Source organism: Bradyrhizobium sp. USDA 4506, from assembly GCF_054058795.1.
Genome location: NZ_JBSSBM010000002.1, coordinates 7,738,570 through 7,754,997, shown reverse-complemented (window position 1 = coordinate 7,754,997; position 16,428 = coordinate 7,738,570). Strand labels below are relative to the sequence as shown.

18 protein-coding genes and 1 pseudogene are annotated in these 16,428 nt (G+C 64.4%); 9 read left to right on the top strand and 10 right to left on the bottom strand.

Features of this window, described 5'->3' with window-relative positions; all coding sequences use genetic code 11:
• Window positions 1–220: 220 nt before the first annotated feature.
• Window positions 221–1,225 carry a 2-dehydropantoate 2-reductase gene (locus ACVIHF_RS38590; RefSeq protein ID WP_456793559.1) on the top strand — a complete coding sequence of 335 codons (1,005 nt, stop codon included), beginning with the start codon at window positions 221–223 and terminating at the stop codon, window positions 1,223–1,225.
• Here the strand turns inward: ACVIHF_RS38590 and ACVIHF_RS38585 are convergent.
• The 5 genes from ACVIHF_RS38585 to ACVIHF_RS38565 form a co-directional block, all read right to left on the bottom strand.
• The gene (locus tag ACVIHF_RS38585; RefSeq protein ID WP_456793558.1) at window positions 1,168–2,808 is read right to left on the bottom strand and encodes a lysine--tRNA ligase; all 1,641 of its coding nucleotides are present in this window, start codon (window positions 2,806–2,808) and stop codon (window positions 1,168–1,170) included. The two genes, ACVIHF_RS38590 and ACVIHF_RS38585, sit on opposite strands and share 58 nt — an antisense overlap.
• Before the next feature lie 181 nt (window positions 2,809–2,989).
• Entirely contained in the window at window positions 2,990–4,042 is a 1,053-nt protein-coding gene (locus tag ACVIHF_RS38580) for a transporter substrate-binding domain-containing protein (protein ID WP_456793557.1), read from the bottom strand.
• 91 nt (window positions 4,043–4,133) lie between these two features.
• The gene (locus ACVIHF_RS38575; RefSeq protein ID WP_028339030.1) at window positions 4,134–4,724 is read right to left on the bottom strand and encodes an SCO family protein; all 591 of its coding nucleotides are present in this window, start codon (window positions 4,722–4,724) and stop codon (window positions 4,134–4,136) included.
• Window positions 4,725–4,742: 18 nt separating this feature from the next.
• On the bottom strand, window positions 4,743–4,877 hold the full coding sequence (locus ACVIHF_RS38570; RefSeq protein WP_276486903.1) for a hypothetical protein: 135 nt from the start codon (window positions 4,875–4,877) through the stop codon (window positions 4,743–4,745).
• Between the two features lie 209 nt (window positions 4,878–5,086).
• A complete protein-coding gene (locus ACVIHF_RS38565; RefSeq protein ID WP_057016040.1) occupies window positions 5,087–5,554 on the bottom strand; it encodes a hypothetical protein in 468 nt (155 codons plus the stop codon).
• A gap of 278 nt (window positions 5,555–5,832) precedes the next feature.
• Between ACVIHF_RS38565 and ACVIHF_RS38560 the strand changes: the two genes are divergently transcribed.
• Window positions 5,833–7,491 carry an FAD-binding dehydrogenase gene (locus ACVIHF_RS38560; RefSeq protein WP_456793556.1) on the top strand — a complete coding sequence of 553 codons (1,659 nt, stop codon included), beginning with the start codon at window positions 5,833–5,835 and terminating at the stop codon, window positions 7,489–7,491.
• 80 nt (window positions 7,492–7,571) lie between these two features.
• Window positions 7,572–8,329, top strand: a protein-coding gene (locus tag ACVIHF_RS38555; RefSeq protein WP_256558577.1) for an IS5 family transposase whose coding sequence is annotated in 2 segments (ribosomal slippage) — window positions 7,572–7,908 and window positions 7,908–8,329 — 759 coding nt in all. Because the reading frame shifts where the segments join, the coding sequence is not laid out codon by codon here.
• A gap of 108 nt (window positions 8,330–8,437) precedes the next feature.
• Here the strand turns inward: ACVIHF_RS38555 and ACVIHF_RS38550 are convergent.
• Window positions 8,438–8,797: a hypothetical protein gene (locus ACVIHF_RS38550; protein WP_168858453.1), complete on the bottom strand. Its 360-nt coding sequence runs from the start codon at window positions 8,795–8,797 to the stop codon at window positions 8,438–8,440.
• Window positions 8,798–9,045: 248 nt separating this feature from the next.
• The gene (locus tag ACVIHF_RS38545; RefSeq protein ID WP_456793555.1) at window positions 9,046–9,393 is read right to left on the bottom strand and encodes a winged helix-turn-helix transcriptional regulator; all 348 of its coding nucleotides are present in this window, start codon (window positions 9,391–9,393) and stop codon (window positions 9,046–9,048) included.
• A gap of 105 nt (window positions 9,394–9,498) precedes the next feature.
• Between ACVIHF_RS38545 and ACVIHF_RS38540 the strand changes: the two genes are divergently transcribed.
• Both ACVIHF_RS38540 and ACVIHF_RS38535 read left to right on the top strand, forming a co-directional pair.
• Complete coding sequence (locus ACVIHF_RS38540) at window positions 9,499–10,950, top strand: CDGSH iron-sulfur domain-containing protein (RefSeq protein ID WP_456793554.1); 1,452 nt, start codon at window positions 9,499–9,501, stop codon at window positions 10,948–10,950.
• A 120-nt stretch (window positions 10,951–11,070) separates the two neighbouring features.
• A complete protein-coding gene (locus ACVIHF_RS38535; RefSeq protein ID WP_028334578.1) occupies window positions 11,071–11,421 on the top strand; it encodes a RidA family protein in 351 nt (116 codons plus the stop codon).
• A 76-nt stretch (window positions 11,422–11,497) separates the two neighbouring features.
• Here the strand turns inward: ACVIHF_RS38535 and ACVIHF_RS38530 are convergent, their stop codons facing one another.
• From ACVIHF_RS38530 to ACVIHF_RS38520, 3 genes are all read right to left on the bottom strand, one after another.
• Window positions 11,498–12,649, bottom strand: a complete 1,152-nt coding sequence (locus tag ACVIHF_RS38530; RefSeq protein WP_456793553.1) for an alpha/beta fold hydrolase — start codon at window positions 12,647–12,649, stop codon at window positions 11,498–11,500.
• A gap of 2 nt (window positions 12,650–12,651) precedes the next feature.
• Window positions 12,652–12,867, bottom strand: a complete 216-nt coding sequence (locus tag ACVIHF_RS38525) for a hypothetical protein (protein WP_456793552.1) — start codon at window positions 12,865–12,867, stop codon at window positions 12,652–12,654.
• 68 nt (window positions 12,868–12,935) lie between these two features.
• On the bottom strand, window positions 12,936–14,000 hold the full coding sequence (locus tag ACVIHF_RS38520) for an aromatic ring-hydroxylating dioxygenase subunit alpha (RefSeq protein ID WP_456793551.1): 1,065 nt from the start codon (window positions 13,998–14,000) through the stop codon (window positions 12,936–12,938).
• A gap of 107 nt (window positions 14,001–14,107) precedes the next feature.
• On the opposite strand from ACVIHF_RS38520, the pseudogene ACVIHF_RS38515 reads away from it, so the two are divergent.
• The 4 genes and pseudogenes from ACVIHF_RS38515 to ACVIHF_RS38500 form a co-directional block, all read left to right on the top strand.
• A pseudogene (locus ACVIHF_RS38515) lies at window positions 14,108–14,233 on the top strand (helix-turn-helix domain-containing protein); the annotation flags it as partial.
• 127 nt (window positions 14,234–14,360) lie between these two features.
• A complete protein-coding gene (locus ACVIHF_RS38510) occupies window positions 14,361–15,017 on the top strand; it encodes a substrate binding domain-containing protein (protein WP_456793550.1) in 657 nt (218 codons plus the stop codon).
• A 95-nt stretch (window positions 15,018–15,112) separates the two neighbouring features.
• Entirely contained in the window at window positions 15,113–15,802 is a 690-nt protein-coding gene (locus tag ACVIHF_RS38505) for an RNA polymerase sigma factor (protein ID WP_076832431.1), read from the top strand.
• A 96-nt stretch (window positions 15,803–15,898) separates the two neighbouring features.
• Window positions 15,899–16,420 (top strand): DUF4142 domain-containing protein, encoded by a 522-nt coding sequence (locus ACVIHF_RS38500; RefSeq protein ID WP_057016034.1) that lies wholly within the window; start codon window positions 15,899–15,901, stop codon window positions 16,418–16,420.
• Window positions 16,421–16,428 lie beyond the last annotated feature (8 nt).

Sequence of the window (16,428 nt, the reverse complement as noted above, 5' to 3'; positions counted from 1 at the left end):
GTGCTGATTTTATGGATGCGAGTGTAGCGCAATCCGGCGCCAGGCTCCGGTGAAATTGCCGATGGCCTGCTATCCGAATTTTGCGGGCTTGGCGTCATTATGTGATGATGCGCTGCGAAGACGGCGGATCGGCGGCTTCGTTGGCTGCGGCGGAAAGCCACATGAGCGGCCTGACTTTCCAACCCAACGCAACCCACTCCGCAAAGCCCAGAGTTACGCAATGACAGGACCATCCGACCGCAAGACCATCGCCATCGTCGGTCTCGGCAGCATCGGCGGCATCATCGCCGGCCTGCTGCGCGCGGTCGACAAGCATGACGTGATCGCCTGTGTCCGGCGGCCGCTCGATCGGCTCACGGTCGAGCGGGCGGAAGGCACGGTGGAAGTGCCGCTGCGCGCCCTCACCGATCCGGCAGCGGCTACGCCGGTCGACTGGGTGTTGTTGTCGACCAAGGCGCAGGACACGGAATCGAGCGCGCCCTGGCTGCAAAGGCTGTGCGGGCCGCGGACGCGCGTCGCGGTGCTGCAGAATGGCATCGGCCACGCGGAGCGGCTGGCGTCATTGGTCGGCGCCGCCACGGTCGTTCCGACCATCGTCTATTACAACGGCGAGCGGCTGGCGCCGGATCGCGTCCGTTTCCGCCGCGCCGGCGAGCATGAATTCGCGGTTGCCGATGACGCAGACGGACGCGCGTTCGAAGCGCTGCTGGATGGCACGGCGATGCGCGTGCGGCGCTCCGCCGATTTCACCACGCTGGCGTGGCGCAAGCTTCTGCTCAATGCGGTCGCCAATCCGATCACCGCGCTCACCTTGCAGCGGCAGGCGGTGTTCCGCCGCGCGGACGTCAAGGCGCTGTGCCGCGCCATCCTCGAGGAGGCCGCGAATGTCGGCCGCGCCGACGGCGCCCAGCTCGCGCCCGACGAGGCCGAGCTGATGCTGGCGACGTTGTTGACCTATCCGCCAGACGCCGGCACCTCGATGTATTTCGATCGTGTCGCGGGACGCCCGTTCGAAGCCGATGCTCTCACCGGCGCGATCGTCGCGGCCGGCGAACGGCACGGCGTGCCGACGCCGCTCAACGGCCTGCTGCTGACGCTGCTGCGCGCCACCAGCGACGGCCTGCGCGACGCGGCGCAGGCCGAGAGCGGCGATGAGCGCCGCGATCCCTACGACGACCGCGCCAGCGCGCCGTCGATCATGTTGACCGCGTTCTGCACGCCGTAGACCGCGACGAAGGAGCCGAAGCGCGGGCCCTTCTCCTGGCCGAGCAGCACCTGGTAGAGCATGTTGAACCAGTCGAGCGAGACGCCGGGACGGCCGTCCTTGCCCTTCTTGACCATGTCGAGGAACGGCTCGCGGCGGCCGATCTCATAGACCACGTTCTGGATGTCTTCCGCGGTCGCGTCCGCCGGCATGTTGGCGAGCGCATCGCGCAGATCCTGCAGCGCGGCGCGCTCTCCGTCGGTCGGCTCGCGGAACTGCTTGGTCGGCGCCACGAAGTCGCGATAGTAGTTGATGGCATAACCGACCATCGCATCTAACTTCGGATGAGTCTGCGGCGTCACGCCCGGACGATAACGGCCGATGAAACCCCACAGCGTCTCGGCATTCTCCGCGTTCGACGACGACACCAGCGTCAGCAGCAGCTGGAAGGTGACCGGCATGTCGGCCTGCGGCGGCTTGCCGGAATGGATGTGCCAGACCGGATTCTGCAGCTGCTGCCGCGCTTCCTGCCGCGTGAAGCCGTCGAGGAATTGCTGGTAGTCGTCGACATTGCGCGGGATGACGTCGAAATAGAGCCGCTTCGCCGCCTTGGGCTCGCGATACATGAACAGCGACAGCGATTCCGGCGAGGCGTAGCGCAGCCACTCGTCGATGGTCAGGCCGTTGCCCTTCGACTTCGAGATCTTCTGGCCCTTCTCGTCGAGGAACAGTTCGTAGTTGAAACCTTCCGGCGGCGTGCCGCCGAGCGCCGAGCAGATCTTGCCCGACAGCTTCACCGAGTCGATCAGGTCCTTGCCGGCCATTTCATAGTCGACGCCGAGCGCGTACCAGCGCATCGCCCAGTCCGGCTTCCATTGCAGCTTGCAGCGGCCGCCGGTGACAGGAACCGTGACGGTCTCCTTGGTATCGGGGTCTTCATACGAGATCGTGCCGGCCTTGGCGTCATGCGCCGTCACCGGCACGTAGAGCACAAGGCCGGTGCGCGGACAGATCGGCAGGAACGGCGAGTAGCTTGCCGCCCGCTCCTCGCGCAGCGACGGCAGCATGATCGCCATCACCTTCTCGATCCGCTCCAGCATGCGCAGCAGCGCGGCATCGAGGCGGCCGGAGGTGTAGTACTCGGTCGAGCTCGCGAACTCGTAGTCGAAGCCGAATTGGTCGAGAAAGGCGCGCAGCCGCGCATTGTTGTGCTGGCCGAAGCTCGGATGGGTACCGAACGGATCGGGCACCTTGGTCAGCGGCTTGCCGAGATGCTGCTCCAGCAGCTCCTTGTTCGGCACGTTGTCCGGCACCTTGCGCAGGCCGTCCATGTCGTCGGAGAAGGCGAGCAGGCGCGTCTTGATCTTGTCCTCGGTGAGCACGCGGAAGGCGTGGCGCACCATCGTGGTGCGCGCGACTTCGCCGAACGTGCCGATATGCGGCAGGCCCGATGGGCCGTAGCCGGTCTCGAACAGCACCTCGTCCTTCGGATTTTTCTTCAACCGCGCCACAATCGCTTTCGCCTGCTCGAACGGCCAGGCGTTGGATTGTTCGGCGAGCGCCCGCAGGTCGCTCGGGCTGGCAGAAGGATCAATCACGGACATTCCTCAGGTTCTCTCCAAAAAGGCCGCGAAAACTAACGCTTTCGCGGCAAAATGCAAAACGACGGGACGTTTGTCGTCATTCCGGGGCGATGCGCAGCATCGAACCCGGAATCTCGAGATTCCCCGGGGTGCAATTGCACCCCTGAGGTCTGGCCCTACGGACCATCCCGGAATGACGAACTCAGAACGGGCTGACCGAGAAATAGCGCAGCCACAGATCGGTGAAGCGGCCTTTTTCCCAGATCCGGAACAGCGCCCAGTTCAGCGATTGCCGGAGCAGATCGTTGCCCTTGCGCACCGCGATGCCGACGCCCTCGCCGAAATAGCGGCTCTCGACAAAGGGGCCGCCGGCAAAGGCGCAGCATTCGGCGGAATCGGTGCCGTTGATCCAGAACGCGAGCGAGATCGCATCGCCGAAGACGAAGTCGACCTCGCCGCGGCGCAGCGCTGCGCGCAGCGTGTCGTTATCCGGGTAGGAATGGATCTCGGCGTCGGTGAACATCGCCTTGAGGTAGGCCTCGTGCGACGTCCCGGCGATGACGCCGACCTTCTTGCCCTCGAGATATTCCGGGCGGATTTCCGGCATCGCGTTGTCACGGCGCGACACGAAGCGGGCCGGCGCGCGGTAATAGGGATCGGTGAAATCGACCTTGGCGCGCAGCTGCGGCGTCACCGCCATCGACGCGATGATGGCGTCGCCCCGGTTGGTCGCCAGGGCATCGATCAGGGTTTCGAAGCGGCGCATCTGGATGGTGCAGGTGACCTTGATCTCGTCGCAGAGCGCGCGCGCGAGGTCGACGTTGAAGCCCGCCGGATTGCCGTCGGGACCGGTGAAATTGAACGGCGGATAGTCGGTCTCGGTCAGGAAGCGGATCACGGTGAGGCGCGACAGGTCCGGGCGATCCGGCCGGCGCCGCGGGTCCCAGAAACCCGGCACCGCCTGCGGCGCGGCCTCGGCGGCGGCCTTGGGCGGCAGGGTCGGGGCCGCCTGGGTTGCCGCGGGGGCCGCAGGCGCTGCCTGCGGTGCAGCCGGCGCCGAAGGTGTCGCTTGTGCGGGGGCCGCCTTGGTGGGCGGAGCCGGAGCAGGAGCCGTCTTGGCCGTCGGTGGTTGGGCTGGAGGCGTCTGCCCGATCGCAGGACCTGCCAACGCCAGCAAGGCAGCCGCGATCATGCCCGCGGCCAGGCGAAGCTGGCGCGAACGGACGGCAAAGGGCTGGACAGAGGGATTTGGCATAACCGGCAATTTCAGGAAATTGAACGGCTTATAGCCGAATCGGCGCCTGAAGCGAGCGCCGATTGGGCTAATTCTGAACCGGAAATGGCGATCAGAGATACCGTTTGAGATCGGCCGCCGCCTCTTCCGGCGTCCGTTTCAGATTGAACGGCGCGACGAAATGACCGTCGCGGTCCATCAGATAGATCAGCGCGGTGTGGTCCATCGTGTAGTCGCCATCTTTCAGCGGCACTTTCTTGGCGTAGACACGATAGCTCGACAGCACCTTGGCGATCGCGGCGGGATCGCCGGTCAGGCCCTTGAGGTGCGGATCGAAGCTCGACAGGTAATCCTTCATCGCGGTGGCGGTGTCGCGTTCCGGATCGACCGAGACGAAATAGGCATTCACGCGATCGGCGTCCTTGCCCATCGCCTTCAGGACCTCCGAGATCTCGAACAGCGAGGTCGGGCAGATGTCCGGGCAATGGGTGAATCCGAAGAAAATCAGGGTCGGCTTGCCCTGGAGATTCTTGTCGGTGACGGTCTGGCCGGACTGGTCGGTGAGCTGGAACGATCCGCCGATCGCGGCCGGCGCGGCAACGGTGCGCAAGCCGCCGATCGCCCACAGCATGAGGAACAAGCCGACCGCCAGACTGCCCGCGAAGGCAGCGAAGATCACCAATGGGCGCGTGGTCCGGGGCATGATGCGAGAGCGTCCTTGTCAGAAGCAGGCGGAGATGCCGGCCGTGATCATTTCGAAAAACACCGCGGTCCCGTAGTGGAACCAGAGCGCAGCGGCGGCAAGCAGGGCCAATCCGCCGATACCGGCCGCACCCCACAGGATCGCAGACGCCACCCGGGTCTGTGGAGCCGTTACGAGCTCGGATCGGGTGGAGATCGGCTGAACCATGAGGCTGAGATAAGCCGGGTTCCGGCAGGCAGCAAGCGCAATGGCGGTCGCAGGCCGTCAAATGATGGCGAGCGATTCCGGTGCCGGCGCGTTCATGCCCCGGCGTCTGCCGAGGCCAATGGCCGACGAGGGTCAAACAGAGAAGCAGCCGGAGCTTAGTGCGCGGGCTTCGGCGCCGAGGCCTGGGCGTTGAGGTAGCACGGCTTGTACAGCGCCTGCAGTTGCTTGCCGCGCAGGAAGATCATGCGCCGGGTCAGGCCACCACGCCCCGAAATCCATCTGCGTACCGCCGGCGGATACATCAGGTACAGCATATGGGTGGCTTCGGGATTGGGGACCGGACGGCCGTTATCGCCGTAATCCCAGGCTGCGTGGAAGCCGAGGCTGGCGTGCGAGGTCACACAAATCCGGTCGTGAGGAACCTTGCCGAGCACGATGGTGCAGGCCGAGGCACACAGCCCGTCGATGATGACCGTCTCGCCCGAAGTCCGCAGGTCCTGATACCTGTCGACATAGACGCCGATCTTGCCGCCGCGATCGTCGGCGATCCTGACTACAGCTTGAGACACCCCCATTCCCGCCAGCAGGAGAACCGCAGCGAGCAACCCCGTCATCAACTTCATTTTGGCCAGCCCCAGTCGAAACCGAATCTGTTTGGTCTGTGATGCAAGACAATCGTGAGCGTGTTGTGCGCGCGGATTTTTGTCCAGACGAGTGAAGCCGGTCAAAACAAATTCAAATTGGGTGTTGCGCGCACGCTGCAGTGAGAGTGGGGAAAGGTCCCAAACTGGAACAGCGCGGCGCACGTGCATGGTGCTCCGCCGCCACAGGCAAGGTCCATTTGGCGTTGACCGCACGCAATGAGGCGGTCTTGAATCTCGGCAGGACGGGGGACCTGAACATGGCTGACGATGCAGATGTGATCGTGATTGGCGCGGGGCTTGCCGGTCTCGTGGCCGCAACCGAGATCGCCGACGCAGGCAAGCGCGTCATCGTGCTCGACCAGGAAGGGGAACAAAGCATCGGCGGCCAGGCCTTCTGGTCGTTTGGCGGCCTGTTCCTGGTCGATTCGCCGGAGCAGCGCCGGCTCGGCATCAAGGATTCCGCTGACCTCGCATTACAGGACTGGATGGGCACCGCGGGTTTCGATCGCGAGGAGGATTACTGGCCGCGCAAATGGGCCGAGGCCTATGTCGCATTCGCGGCCGGCGAGAAGCGCGACTGGCTGCGCGCGATGGGCCATCGCATCTTCCCGGTGGTCGGCTGGGCCGAGCGCGGCGGTTACGACGCGATGGGCCATGGCAATTCAGTGCCGCGCTTCCACGTCACCTGGGGCACCGGCCCCGGCATCGTCGAGCCGTTCGAGCGCCGTGCGCGCGAGGCCGCGAAAAGCGGACGGCTGATATTCAAGTTCCGCCACCGCGTCGACGCGCTCAGCGTCACCAACGGTGCGGTCGACGGCGTCAGCGGCGCGATCCTGGAACCGACCTCGGTCGAGCGCGGCATGAGTTCCTCGCGCAACGCCGTCGGCGATTTTTCCTTCCGCGCACCTGCGTTGATCGTCGCGTCCGGCGGCATCGGCGGCAATCATGACCTGGTGCGGCAGAACTGGCCGAAGCGGCTCGGCGAGCCGCCCAGGTTCATGATCTCCGGCGTGCCCGAACATGTCGACGGCCGCATGATCGGCATCACCGAGGCGGCGGGCGGCCGGCTGATCAACCGCGACCGCATGTGGCACTATGTCGAAGGCATCCGGAACTGGAACCCGATCTGGCCGCGTCACGGCATCCGGATCCTGCCGGGACCGTCGTCGCTGTGGTTCGACGCGACGGGCAAGCGGCTGCCGGCGCCGCTGTTCCCGGGCTCCGACACGCTCGGGCAACTGCATTACATCATGGGCACCGGCTACGATTATTCGTGGTTCATCCTGACCCAGAGCATCATCAAGAAGGAGTTCGCGCTGTCCGGCTCCGAGCAGAACCCCGACCTCACCGGCAAGAGCTGGCGCATGACGATCAAGCGCGCCACCAACAAGGGCGCGCCGGCGCCGGTGGAGGCGTTCAAGCAGCACGGCGCCGACTTCATCGTGCGCGACAATCTCGCCGATCTCGTCGATGCCATGAACAAGCTCGCGGGCAACGACCTGTTGCAGCTCGACGCCATCAAGGCGCAGATCGAGGCGCGCGACCGCGAGATCACCAACCCCTACGTCAAGGATGCGCAGGTCATGAACCTGCACAATGCGCGGCGCTATATCGGCGACAAATTGATCCGCACCGCGAAGCCGCACCGGATCCTCGATCCCGAGCACGGTCCGTTGATCGCGGTGAAGCTCAACATCCTCACCCGCAAGACGCTCGGCGGGTTCGAGACCGATCTCGATTCGCGCGTATTCGGCAACGATCACCAGATCATCCGCGGGCTCTACGCGGCCGGCGAAGCCGCCGGCTTCGGCGGCGGCGGCGTGCACGGCTATCGCTCCCTGGAAGGCACGTTCCTCGGCGGTTGCCTGTTCTCGGGCCGCAACGCAGGACGTGCGGCGGCGAAGGCGGTGAACTAGGACCAATCCACATTCAGGATTCCCATAGCTGAATGATGCTGAATCAATGCGTTCCGGACGTTTTGATTCGGAGCGTGCTGATGGGTGTGAAGCGCTATGAGCTAAGTGATGCGCAATGGGCTCGGATTGCGCCTCTGCTGCCAGGCAAGGTGGGCGATCCCGGCCGCAGCGGTGTCGACAATCGCCTGTTCGTGAACGGGGTTTTGTGGGTTCTGCGGTCCGGCGCCTACTGGCAGCACCTGCCGGAGCGCTACGGCAAGTGGAAGAGCGTACACGCGCGTTTCACCCGCTGGGCCAAGGCTGGCGTTTGGGAGAAGGTGTTTGCCGAGCTGATCAAGGATCGCGACAACAAATACCTGATGCTCGACACCACTCTGGTTCGTGTCCACCAGCAGGCTGCGAGCGGAAAAGGGGGGCCAAAACTCAGGAACTGGGGCGTTCCCGAGGTGGTTTGACCACCAAGATCCACATGCTCTGCGACAGCCTCGGTCGGCCGCTGCGCTTCATGCTCACCGCCGGACAACGACACGACAACCTCACCGCAAAAGCCCTGCTCGAAGGCTTCAAGGCCGAGGCCGTGTTGGCCGATAAGGCCTACGACAACAATGATCTACGCACGACCATCGCGGACATGAACGCCGAAGCGGTAATCCCCTCAACCCGCTCTCGTAAGATCCCCATCCCGCATGACGAGACGATCTACAAGCTACGCAACCGCATCGAGCGTTGCTTCAACAAGCTCAAACACTTCCGCCGCTTTGCCACGCGATATGACCGACGAGCAGACTACTTCCTCGCATTCGTCCACCTCGCCGCAATCTGCATTTGGCTCCGCTGAATGTGGATTCGTCCTAGGCCGCGCTACGCCGAGATGCAGTCGAAAAGCCCGCCGGCGTGAACCGGCGGGCTTTCTTGTCGAGCGGAAGTTCCCCGAGCCGTGTTGCGATCAGGCGGTCTTGGTGAAAAGCGTCAGGATGCCGTTGGTGAGATTGACCGCGACAACTTGTGCCGAGCTCAGGCCCTTCGCCTTCAGCGCGGATACTGCTTCTTCAGATGCGTCGATGGAACCGCGAAGGTTCCGCAGGTCGTCTTCGCTTGCCTTTGCGACGACAGCCTCGACCTTTGACCGGGCGTCGGGCTTGAGTTCCTTGATGTCCACGACCTGGATGCTCCGGATGGCGGTGGGCTGATCAGATTGAGCCTGCGGCATCGCCTTCGGTTGCGTTCCCTGCACCTGCGCCCAAGCAGGTGTTCCGAGCGAGAGCGCCGCAACGATGACGGACGCCGTAGAGATGCGGATGTGCATGAGTATTCCTTGTCTTGATTACCCCCAACATCCCGCGACAACGGGCTTTCCTTGCTTAAGGTTCCGCCGGAAATCCGCTCTCTGGACTAGTGCTTATGCGACCGTCGCCGGGGGGCGGGTCAAAACATCGAAAACAACCCCATGCAAAGTACCAAGTAGCGGGCGGTGGCCGGCGTTCGAACAAGCAACTTGACACGTCGCGCAACTCAGAGGCATTATTCTAATATTCCGAAATTGCGCATCTTACTCTAATCCGCCTCCGCGCTGAGGAAGCGAACGCCGAACGTATCGGCGTTGGCCTTGCCCCAATCGTAGAGTGCCTGCAGCATCGGCTTCAGCATCTCGCCGCGCTTGGTCAGGCAATAGCGCGAGGAGCCGCCGCCGCGCTCCTGCTTGACGAAGCCCGAGTTGCAGAGATCACGCAGGCGCTCGGTCAACACCTTGTCGCTGAGCTGCGGGATGTCGTGGCGCAATTCGCCGTAGCGCATCGGCCGGACCTTGAGCCGGCTCAGGATCACCGTCTTCCATTTGCCGCTGAGCTGATCGATCGAGAACTCGACCGGGCAACCATATTTGCGCTTGGTCTTGCGGATCATTGCAACTCTCCCGCGGCACTTTCCATCTGGTTCGTTGAGAGCCGCCATCGATCCATCTAAGCACGCATTGCACGGGTTGGGCGAGTTCAGGGATCATTGCAAGACATGACAGACGACAATTCCGCCCAGGGTCCAAGCGACAAGCAACAGCCGCGCAAGCGCATCGTCGTCAGACGCAATGGGCCTTACGAACCGGAGCCCGGCATTCCGGTCGTCGATCATCTCGGTGTGCCGATCGCAGCCGAGGCCCCAATGCGGCTCTGCCGCTGCGGCCAGTCGCAGACCAGGCCATTCTGCGACGACAGTCACGTCGCGCGCGGCTTCACCGAGGCCAGGGATCCGCGGCGCGCGCCGGACAGGCTCGAGGTCTATGCCGGGCAGCAGGCGTTCGTGTTCGACAATCGCGGCACCTGTGCGCATTCCGGCTTCTGCACCGACCGTCTCACCTCCGTGTTTCGTCTCGGCGAGCAGCCTTTCATCGCACCCAGCGGGGCGCGGTTTGACGACCTCCTCAACGCGGTGCGCAGATGCCCCTCGGGCGCGCTTGGCATCGGTATCGGCCCCAAGCGTGACGCCAGCCTGTCCGACGTCAGCAGGCCGCCGCAGATCGAAGTGTCGAAAGACGGGCCCTATCGCGTCACCGGCGATGTCGAACTGGTCGATGAGGATGGCGCGCCGATCACACAGAACGCGGGCGCGTCGCAAGAGCATGTCAGCCTGTGCCGCTGCGGCGCGTCGCTGAACAAGCCGTTTTGCAGCGGCATGCATTGGAACGTCGCGTTTCGCGATCCCGTTCCCGATCCGATGCGCGAGCCGACGCTGTTCGAATGGGCCGGCGGCTATCCGGCGCTGCTCGACATGACGCGCATCTTCTACAGCCGTTACGTGCCGGAAGATCCGCTGCTCGGCCCGCTGTTCGCCGAGATGTCGCCGGACCATCCCGAGCGGGTGGCGGCGTGGCTCAGCGAGGTGTTCGGCGGCCCACGCTTCTACACCGAGCGCTATGGCGGCTATCGGCGGATGGTGTCGCAGCATATCGGCAAGGAGATCCGGCCGGAGCAGCGCGCATTGTGGGCGACCTACATGGTGCAGAGCGCCGACGATGCCGGCTTGCCGAGCGATCCGGAATTCCGCGCCGCCTTCGTCGCCTATATCGAATGGGGCTCGCGGATCGCGGTGGAGAATTCCGGTGCCGGCGCGGCACCGCCGCCGAACATGCCGGTGCCGCGCTGGTGGTGGGTCTGCAACGCGACGCCGGCCGCACGGCCGTCCACAACCGCGAGCGATACGCAGGCCGCAAACGATGACATCAAGGCACCGCCCGGTCCAGACGAGGCCGTGCAGTTCGAGCAGCACATCCGGCCTCTGTTCAGGCCGATGGATCGCAACTCGATGCTGTTCGCCTTCGATCTCTGGAAGGAGGCGGATGTCGCCAGGCACGGTCAACAAATCCTCGCGCGGCTCGAGGCCGGGACCATGCCCTGCGACGGGGCCTGGCCCGCCGAGCGAGTGGCGCTGTTCGCCCGCTGGGCGAATGGGCGGAATCCGCCGACCTGATTGCGCCGAGCCGATCTCGGAGCAATTTCGAGCGATTTCGGTGAACGCCGCTGCAAATTGTGCAGTGGCGGCGCTCGCTCTGGCAGGTTAGACAGTCCCCGCCATTCAGTGGAGACCCAAATGAGCATTCAGCGTTTCGAAACCGGCCCGCGCATGAGCCAGGCCGTCGTGCACGGCAACACCGTCTATCTCGCCGGCGTCGTCGCCGGCAAGGCCGCGGGCGGCAGCGTCACCGACCAGACCAAGGACATCCTGTCGATCATCGACGGCCACCTCGCCAAGGCCGGCACCGACAAATCGAAACTGCTCAGCGCGACGATCTACATCACCGACATGAAGACGTTCCCCGAGATGAACGCGGTGTGGGACGGCTGGGTCTCGCAGGGCAACACCCCGGCCCGCGCCACCGTCGAGGCCAAGCTCGCGGCGCCGCAGTACAATGTCGAGATCATGGTCGTCGCGGCGAAATAGACGCGACGCACGTCATCCAACGGATACCGGATGCCCCGGATTGCAAAGCGCAATTCGGGGCATTTTCATCTAGCACTCACGCGCTGATCCGCGCTCGCTCGCCCGCAGCCTCACCGAGATCGGACTGAAGCCAGCGGGCAATCCGGCGCCATGAACCGGCGAGAGCCTTGCAGCCCATGAACAGTCCGAGGTGACCACACGGCTCGGTATGGCATTGCAGCCACGCGGGCGGCGTGGCCAAGAGCCGCGCTGTCGCAAATGCCTGGTCGGGCGGAACAACGATGTCGTTCTCTGCGGCGAGCACGAAGACGGGCTGCTTCACGGCAGCGAGATCGACCTTGCAGCCAAGCGCGAGGAAGTCTCCAGCCGCGATCCGGTTCTGGCGAAAGATCCAGTCGGTCACTTCGAGGTAGTAGGTGCCCGGCAGATCGAGCGTCTCGTCATTCCAGCGCGTGAAGCGATCGAGCAACGCCCGCGCATCCTCCGACGTGCGGTCGAGCCGCCTCTGCAGCGCCGCTTCCGCGTCACGCATGGTGAACGGGATGCTCCAGGCCTGCAGCATGTGCTTGCCGCTGATGATCCCATCCCCCTGACGGACCAGCGCCTCGAAGCCTTGCGGTGGAAGCGAGGCGACCATCCGGGAAAGCTCCGACGGTACCGAGACGTCGACCGGGCTGCCGGCAAGCACAAGCCGCCGTACCTTGCCGGGAAAGCGCGCCGCATAGAGCAACGACAGCCAGCCGCCTTGACAGAGACCTGCAAGGTCGACCGGCGGCCCGATCGTGTCGACGGCCACGTTGAGATCGGACAGAAAAGTGTCGATCGAGAAATATCGCATCTCCGGTGCCGCCGAGCGCCAATCCGTGAGATAGAGACGCGCAACGCCAGCCTTCTGCAACGCCTCCATCAGGCTGTGGCCGGGGGCAAGATCCGCAATCTGCGCGCGATGCAGCGCATAGGGCGCGCAGACCAGCAGCGGCGGGCCTTCGGCCGCTCTTGAGAAATCCAGCAGGCACATCGACGGCAGCTGAAGCGCGATCGAATGCGCTGTCGTCCAGGGCAGCGCCGCCGCTTCGTCCGGCGAATCCGTGGGCTCGGGCGCACGGTTGGGGTACCACTGCGAGTAGATGTCCAGCGCCAATCGCGCGGCTTCAAACGGCCATAGCCAGGCGTCCTGCGCCCAGTTGGTGCTCGCACTTCGATCCGATCGATCCGTCTTTTCGGGCAAGCTCATTTCACCGATTGATCGCTACCGGGATGGTCTGGCCAACGCGGGGTCACCTTCACGCCGACAAATTCAGGTCGGAACAGTTTACGCCAAACCGGCTGGAGCGGCAGCCACGCCGGGATGTCACGATCTCGCGACCCCGGCGCGGCTTGCTGCCAAGCAGCAAAAGCCGTCGTTGCAACGGACCAAAGCGCGATGAGATTGGGTTGAATCATCATCGCGCTTTAGCTCCTTGTTTGAGCATGATCTTTTCGGAAAACCGCTTCACACTTTTCCGGATCATGCTCTAGGCGGCGCGCGCCGTGCCTTTCTCCGCCTCGAGCCTGCGCGCGAACAGCCAGCGGAAATAAGTCAGCGGCGCGTCCGCGCCGATCGCCAGCAATTGATAGTCCGGGTCGACGTCGAGCACCTTCTGCTGCGCCTCGATGAAGTCCTTGTCCTCGTTGAAGGCCTCCTCGAGGGAATGCCGCAGCGACAGCGCGACGTTCGGATTGCCGATGTCGAAATCGTGCAGATAGTTCCAGAAGAAGTGCGTGGACGAGCGCGTCTCCGGCGTCATGAACTGCGCGTTGCGATATGACCGCGTGCCCGGAACCTGGACGCCCTTCTCCACGCCCTGTCCCGCCGGCGCGAACGTGGTGTCGAGCGTGAAGATGCCCGGCACGATCATGCGGCCGATATTGCGACGATCGACCTTGTCGTCGCGGTTGGAGATCACCTTCTTGTGGTAGGGCGGCGCATCGGCGCCCATGTGCCAGCGCTCGACGCGGAAGCCGTCATCCAGTTTCTCGATCGCGACCGGCTTGGTCTTGTAGGCGTATTCCTCGGAGCCGCCGAGCGTGTTGGTGTGCACGAAGGCGAGATGCGCGAAGTCGCTGAGGTTATCGACAATCAGGAGCCAATTGGCCTTGTAGTGCATGTAACCCGGCAGGCCGCGCCACTTGGGATCCTCGAGCGGCGGATAGTCGAGGATCAGTTTCGGATCGGCCTTCTCGGGATCGCCGGTCCAGATGAAGATCATGTTGTAGCGCTCGACCACGGGATAGCTGCGCACGCCGAGCTTGGCAGGGATCGCGTCCTGGCCCGGGATCTGGATGCACTTGCCGTCGGCCGCGAACTTCATGCCGTGATACATGCACCTGATGTCGTCGCCCTCGACGCGCCCCATCGAGAGCGGCGCGGCGCGATGGCAGCAGCGGTCGTCCAGCGCGACGACCTTTCCGCTGGCGCCGCGATAGATCACGATCGGCCGCTCCAGGATGGTGCGCGCCAATTTCTTGCCGTCGATCAGCTCGTGGTTCAGCGCCGCCACGTACCAGGCGTTGCGCAGGAAAATTCCGTCGTCAGCCATCTCACCCTCCCGATGCAAGATTTGGTTGCGACGAGGTTAAGTGATTGCGGTCACCGGGATAATCCGATTTGGCTGGACACACTGTACCGGTGGATGGACAATCGGCCATGGAGTGGCGCGACTGGGAGCTGTTTTGCGAGGTTGTCGAGCACGGCGGCTTCACGGCAGCCGCGCGCGTGCTCGGCCATCCCAAATCGAGCCTCAGTGCTGCGGTGCAGCGTCTCGAAGCCAATCTCGGGCTGCGGCTGATCGAGCGCACCACCCGGCACCTGCGGCTGACCGATTCCGGCGAGACCATCTATCGCAAGGTGCGCCGCGCTGTTCGCGGCGCTGCACGACACCCACAGCGAGGCGCTGGCGATGTCCAGCGCGGTCGCCGGCACGCTGCGCATCAAGGCGCCGTACGAATTCGGCGCGCATCATGCGGGGCCGGTCGCCTGCGCGGTGATGGGCCGCTATCCGGAGCTTTCGATCCGGATCGACGTCGAGCACGACATCGTTAGTCCGATCGCCGAGAACTACGACATCGTGTTTGCGATGCTGGAGACGCCGCTGCCGTCGGCCGGCATCGTGATCCGCCGCGTCTTCACGCTCGAGCGCGGCCTGTTCGCGGCACCGGCACTGCTGGAGAAATTCGGCGAGCCGCGCACGCTGGATGATCTGAGAAAGCTGCCGCTGCTCACCGGCCCCAGCGATCCGCCATGGGCGATCACCGCTCCCGGCGGCGCGGTCGAGCATCTCGCGGTCGATCGCGCACGGCTGACCAGCTCGAATGCCCATGTCCGGCTGCAGGCGGCGCTCGCGGGCCATGGCGTGCTGCGGGTCACCGCCAGCTACACCCGCGCCGCCGTCGCGGCCGGCCAGTTGCGGCGGCTGCTGCCCGATCATGTTTGCGAGCCGCTCAACGTGCATGCGCTGTTGCCGGCGCGGCAATTTGTCCCGGCGAAGGTGCGCTGCTTCCTCGATGCGATGGAGGCGCATGCGCGCGGGGATCCGGAGGCCTATATCAGGCCGTAGCGGTCTTTTTTGGCCGATTACCATTTTCCCGGGAACCTGTACGGCCGGTTGGCATCCAATGGTATTATTCCGCCAACAGTGAGGGCGATCCCGCCATGCGCCAGGCCCACGTAACGTCCCTGCCGCCGACCAGCTCGGGCGATGCCGAGCTCGTGCAACGCGCGCTCGCCCGCGACGAGGCCGCAATCCGCGCCATCATGCAGGCGAATAATCGCCGGCTGTTCCGGCTGGCGCGCGGTATCCTCCGCAACGACCACGAGGCCGAGGATGTGGTTCAGGACGCCTATGTGCGCGCCTTTACCCATCTCGACCAGTTCCGCGGCGACTCCAGCCTCTCGACCTGGCTGTCGCGGATCGCAATGAACGAGGCACTCGGCCGTCTGCGCCGCAGGCACAGCAGCGTCGAATGGTCCGATCTGCCGAAAGGTGCTCCTGAAGCCCAGATCATCCAGTTCCCCCTGTCGTCAACGGACGATCCGGAAAAATCCATGGCCCAGCGTGAGATCCAGCGCGTCGTCGAGCACGCGATCGACGAGCTGCCCGAGGCGTTCCGCCTCGTCTTCATCACCCGCGTGATCGAGGGCATGAATGTCGAGGAGACCGCTGAGATCCTCGGCCTCAAGCCAGAAACCGTGAAGACCCGCCTGCACCGCGCCCGGACCATGCTGCGCGACAATGTCGAGCGGAAGATCGGCCCCGTCGTCATGGAGGCCTTCCCCTTCGCGGGCAAGCGCTGCGAGCGATTGACCGAGGCGGTTCTGAAACGGCTGCGCGCCACCGCCTGAATTTTTTCGGGAACCTCTGCTCGTCCGCGCCATCCAACTCCTGTGCAAGCAACGACGCGCCGCGCGCTACGCCCGGCTCAACAGGAGTTTCAAACCATGTTCGTTCGATTGGGTATCGCGGTCGCCGCGCTCAGCCTTCTCAACTGCGCTGCGCTGGCGCAGGGCGCAAAGCCGACCGATCCGCAGATCGCGCACATCGCCTATACGGCCGGTGTGATCGACATCAATGCCGCCAAGCAGGCGGAAGAGAAGGCTTCCAACAAGGAGGTCAAGGCGTTCGCCAAGGACATGGCGCGCGACCACGAGGCGGTGAACAAGCAGGCGCTCGACCTCGTCAAGAAATTGAAGGTGACGCCGGAGGACAACGACACCAGCAAGGCGCTGTCGAAGCAGGCGGCCGACAAGCTCGCCGAACTCGGCAAGCTGAAGGGCGCCGCCTACGACAAGGCCTATATCGACAACGAGGTCGCCTACCACAAGGCCGTCAACACCGCGCTGGAGACGCAGCTGATCCCCTCGGCCAGCAATCCCGAGCTGAAGGGCCTGCTGCAGACCGGCCTGAAGATCTTCCAGGGCCACCAGCAGCATGCCGAACATGTTGCGGCCGGCCTGAAGTAAGGAGGCGC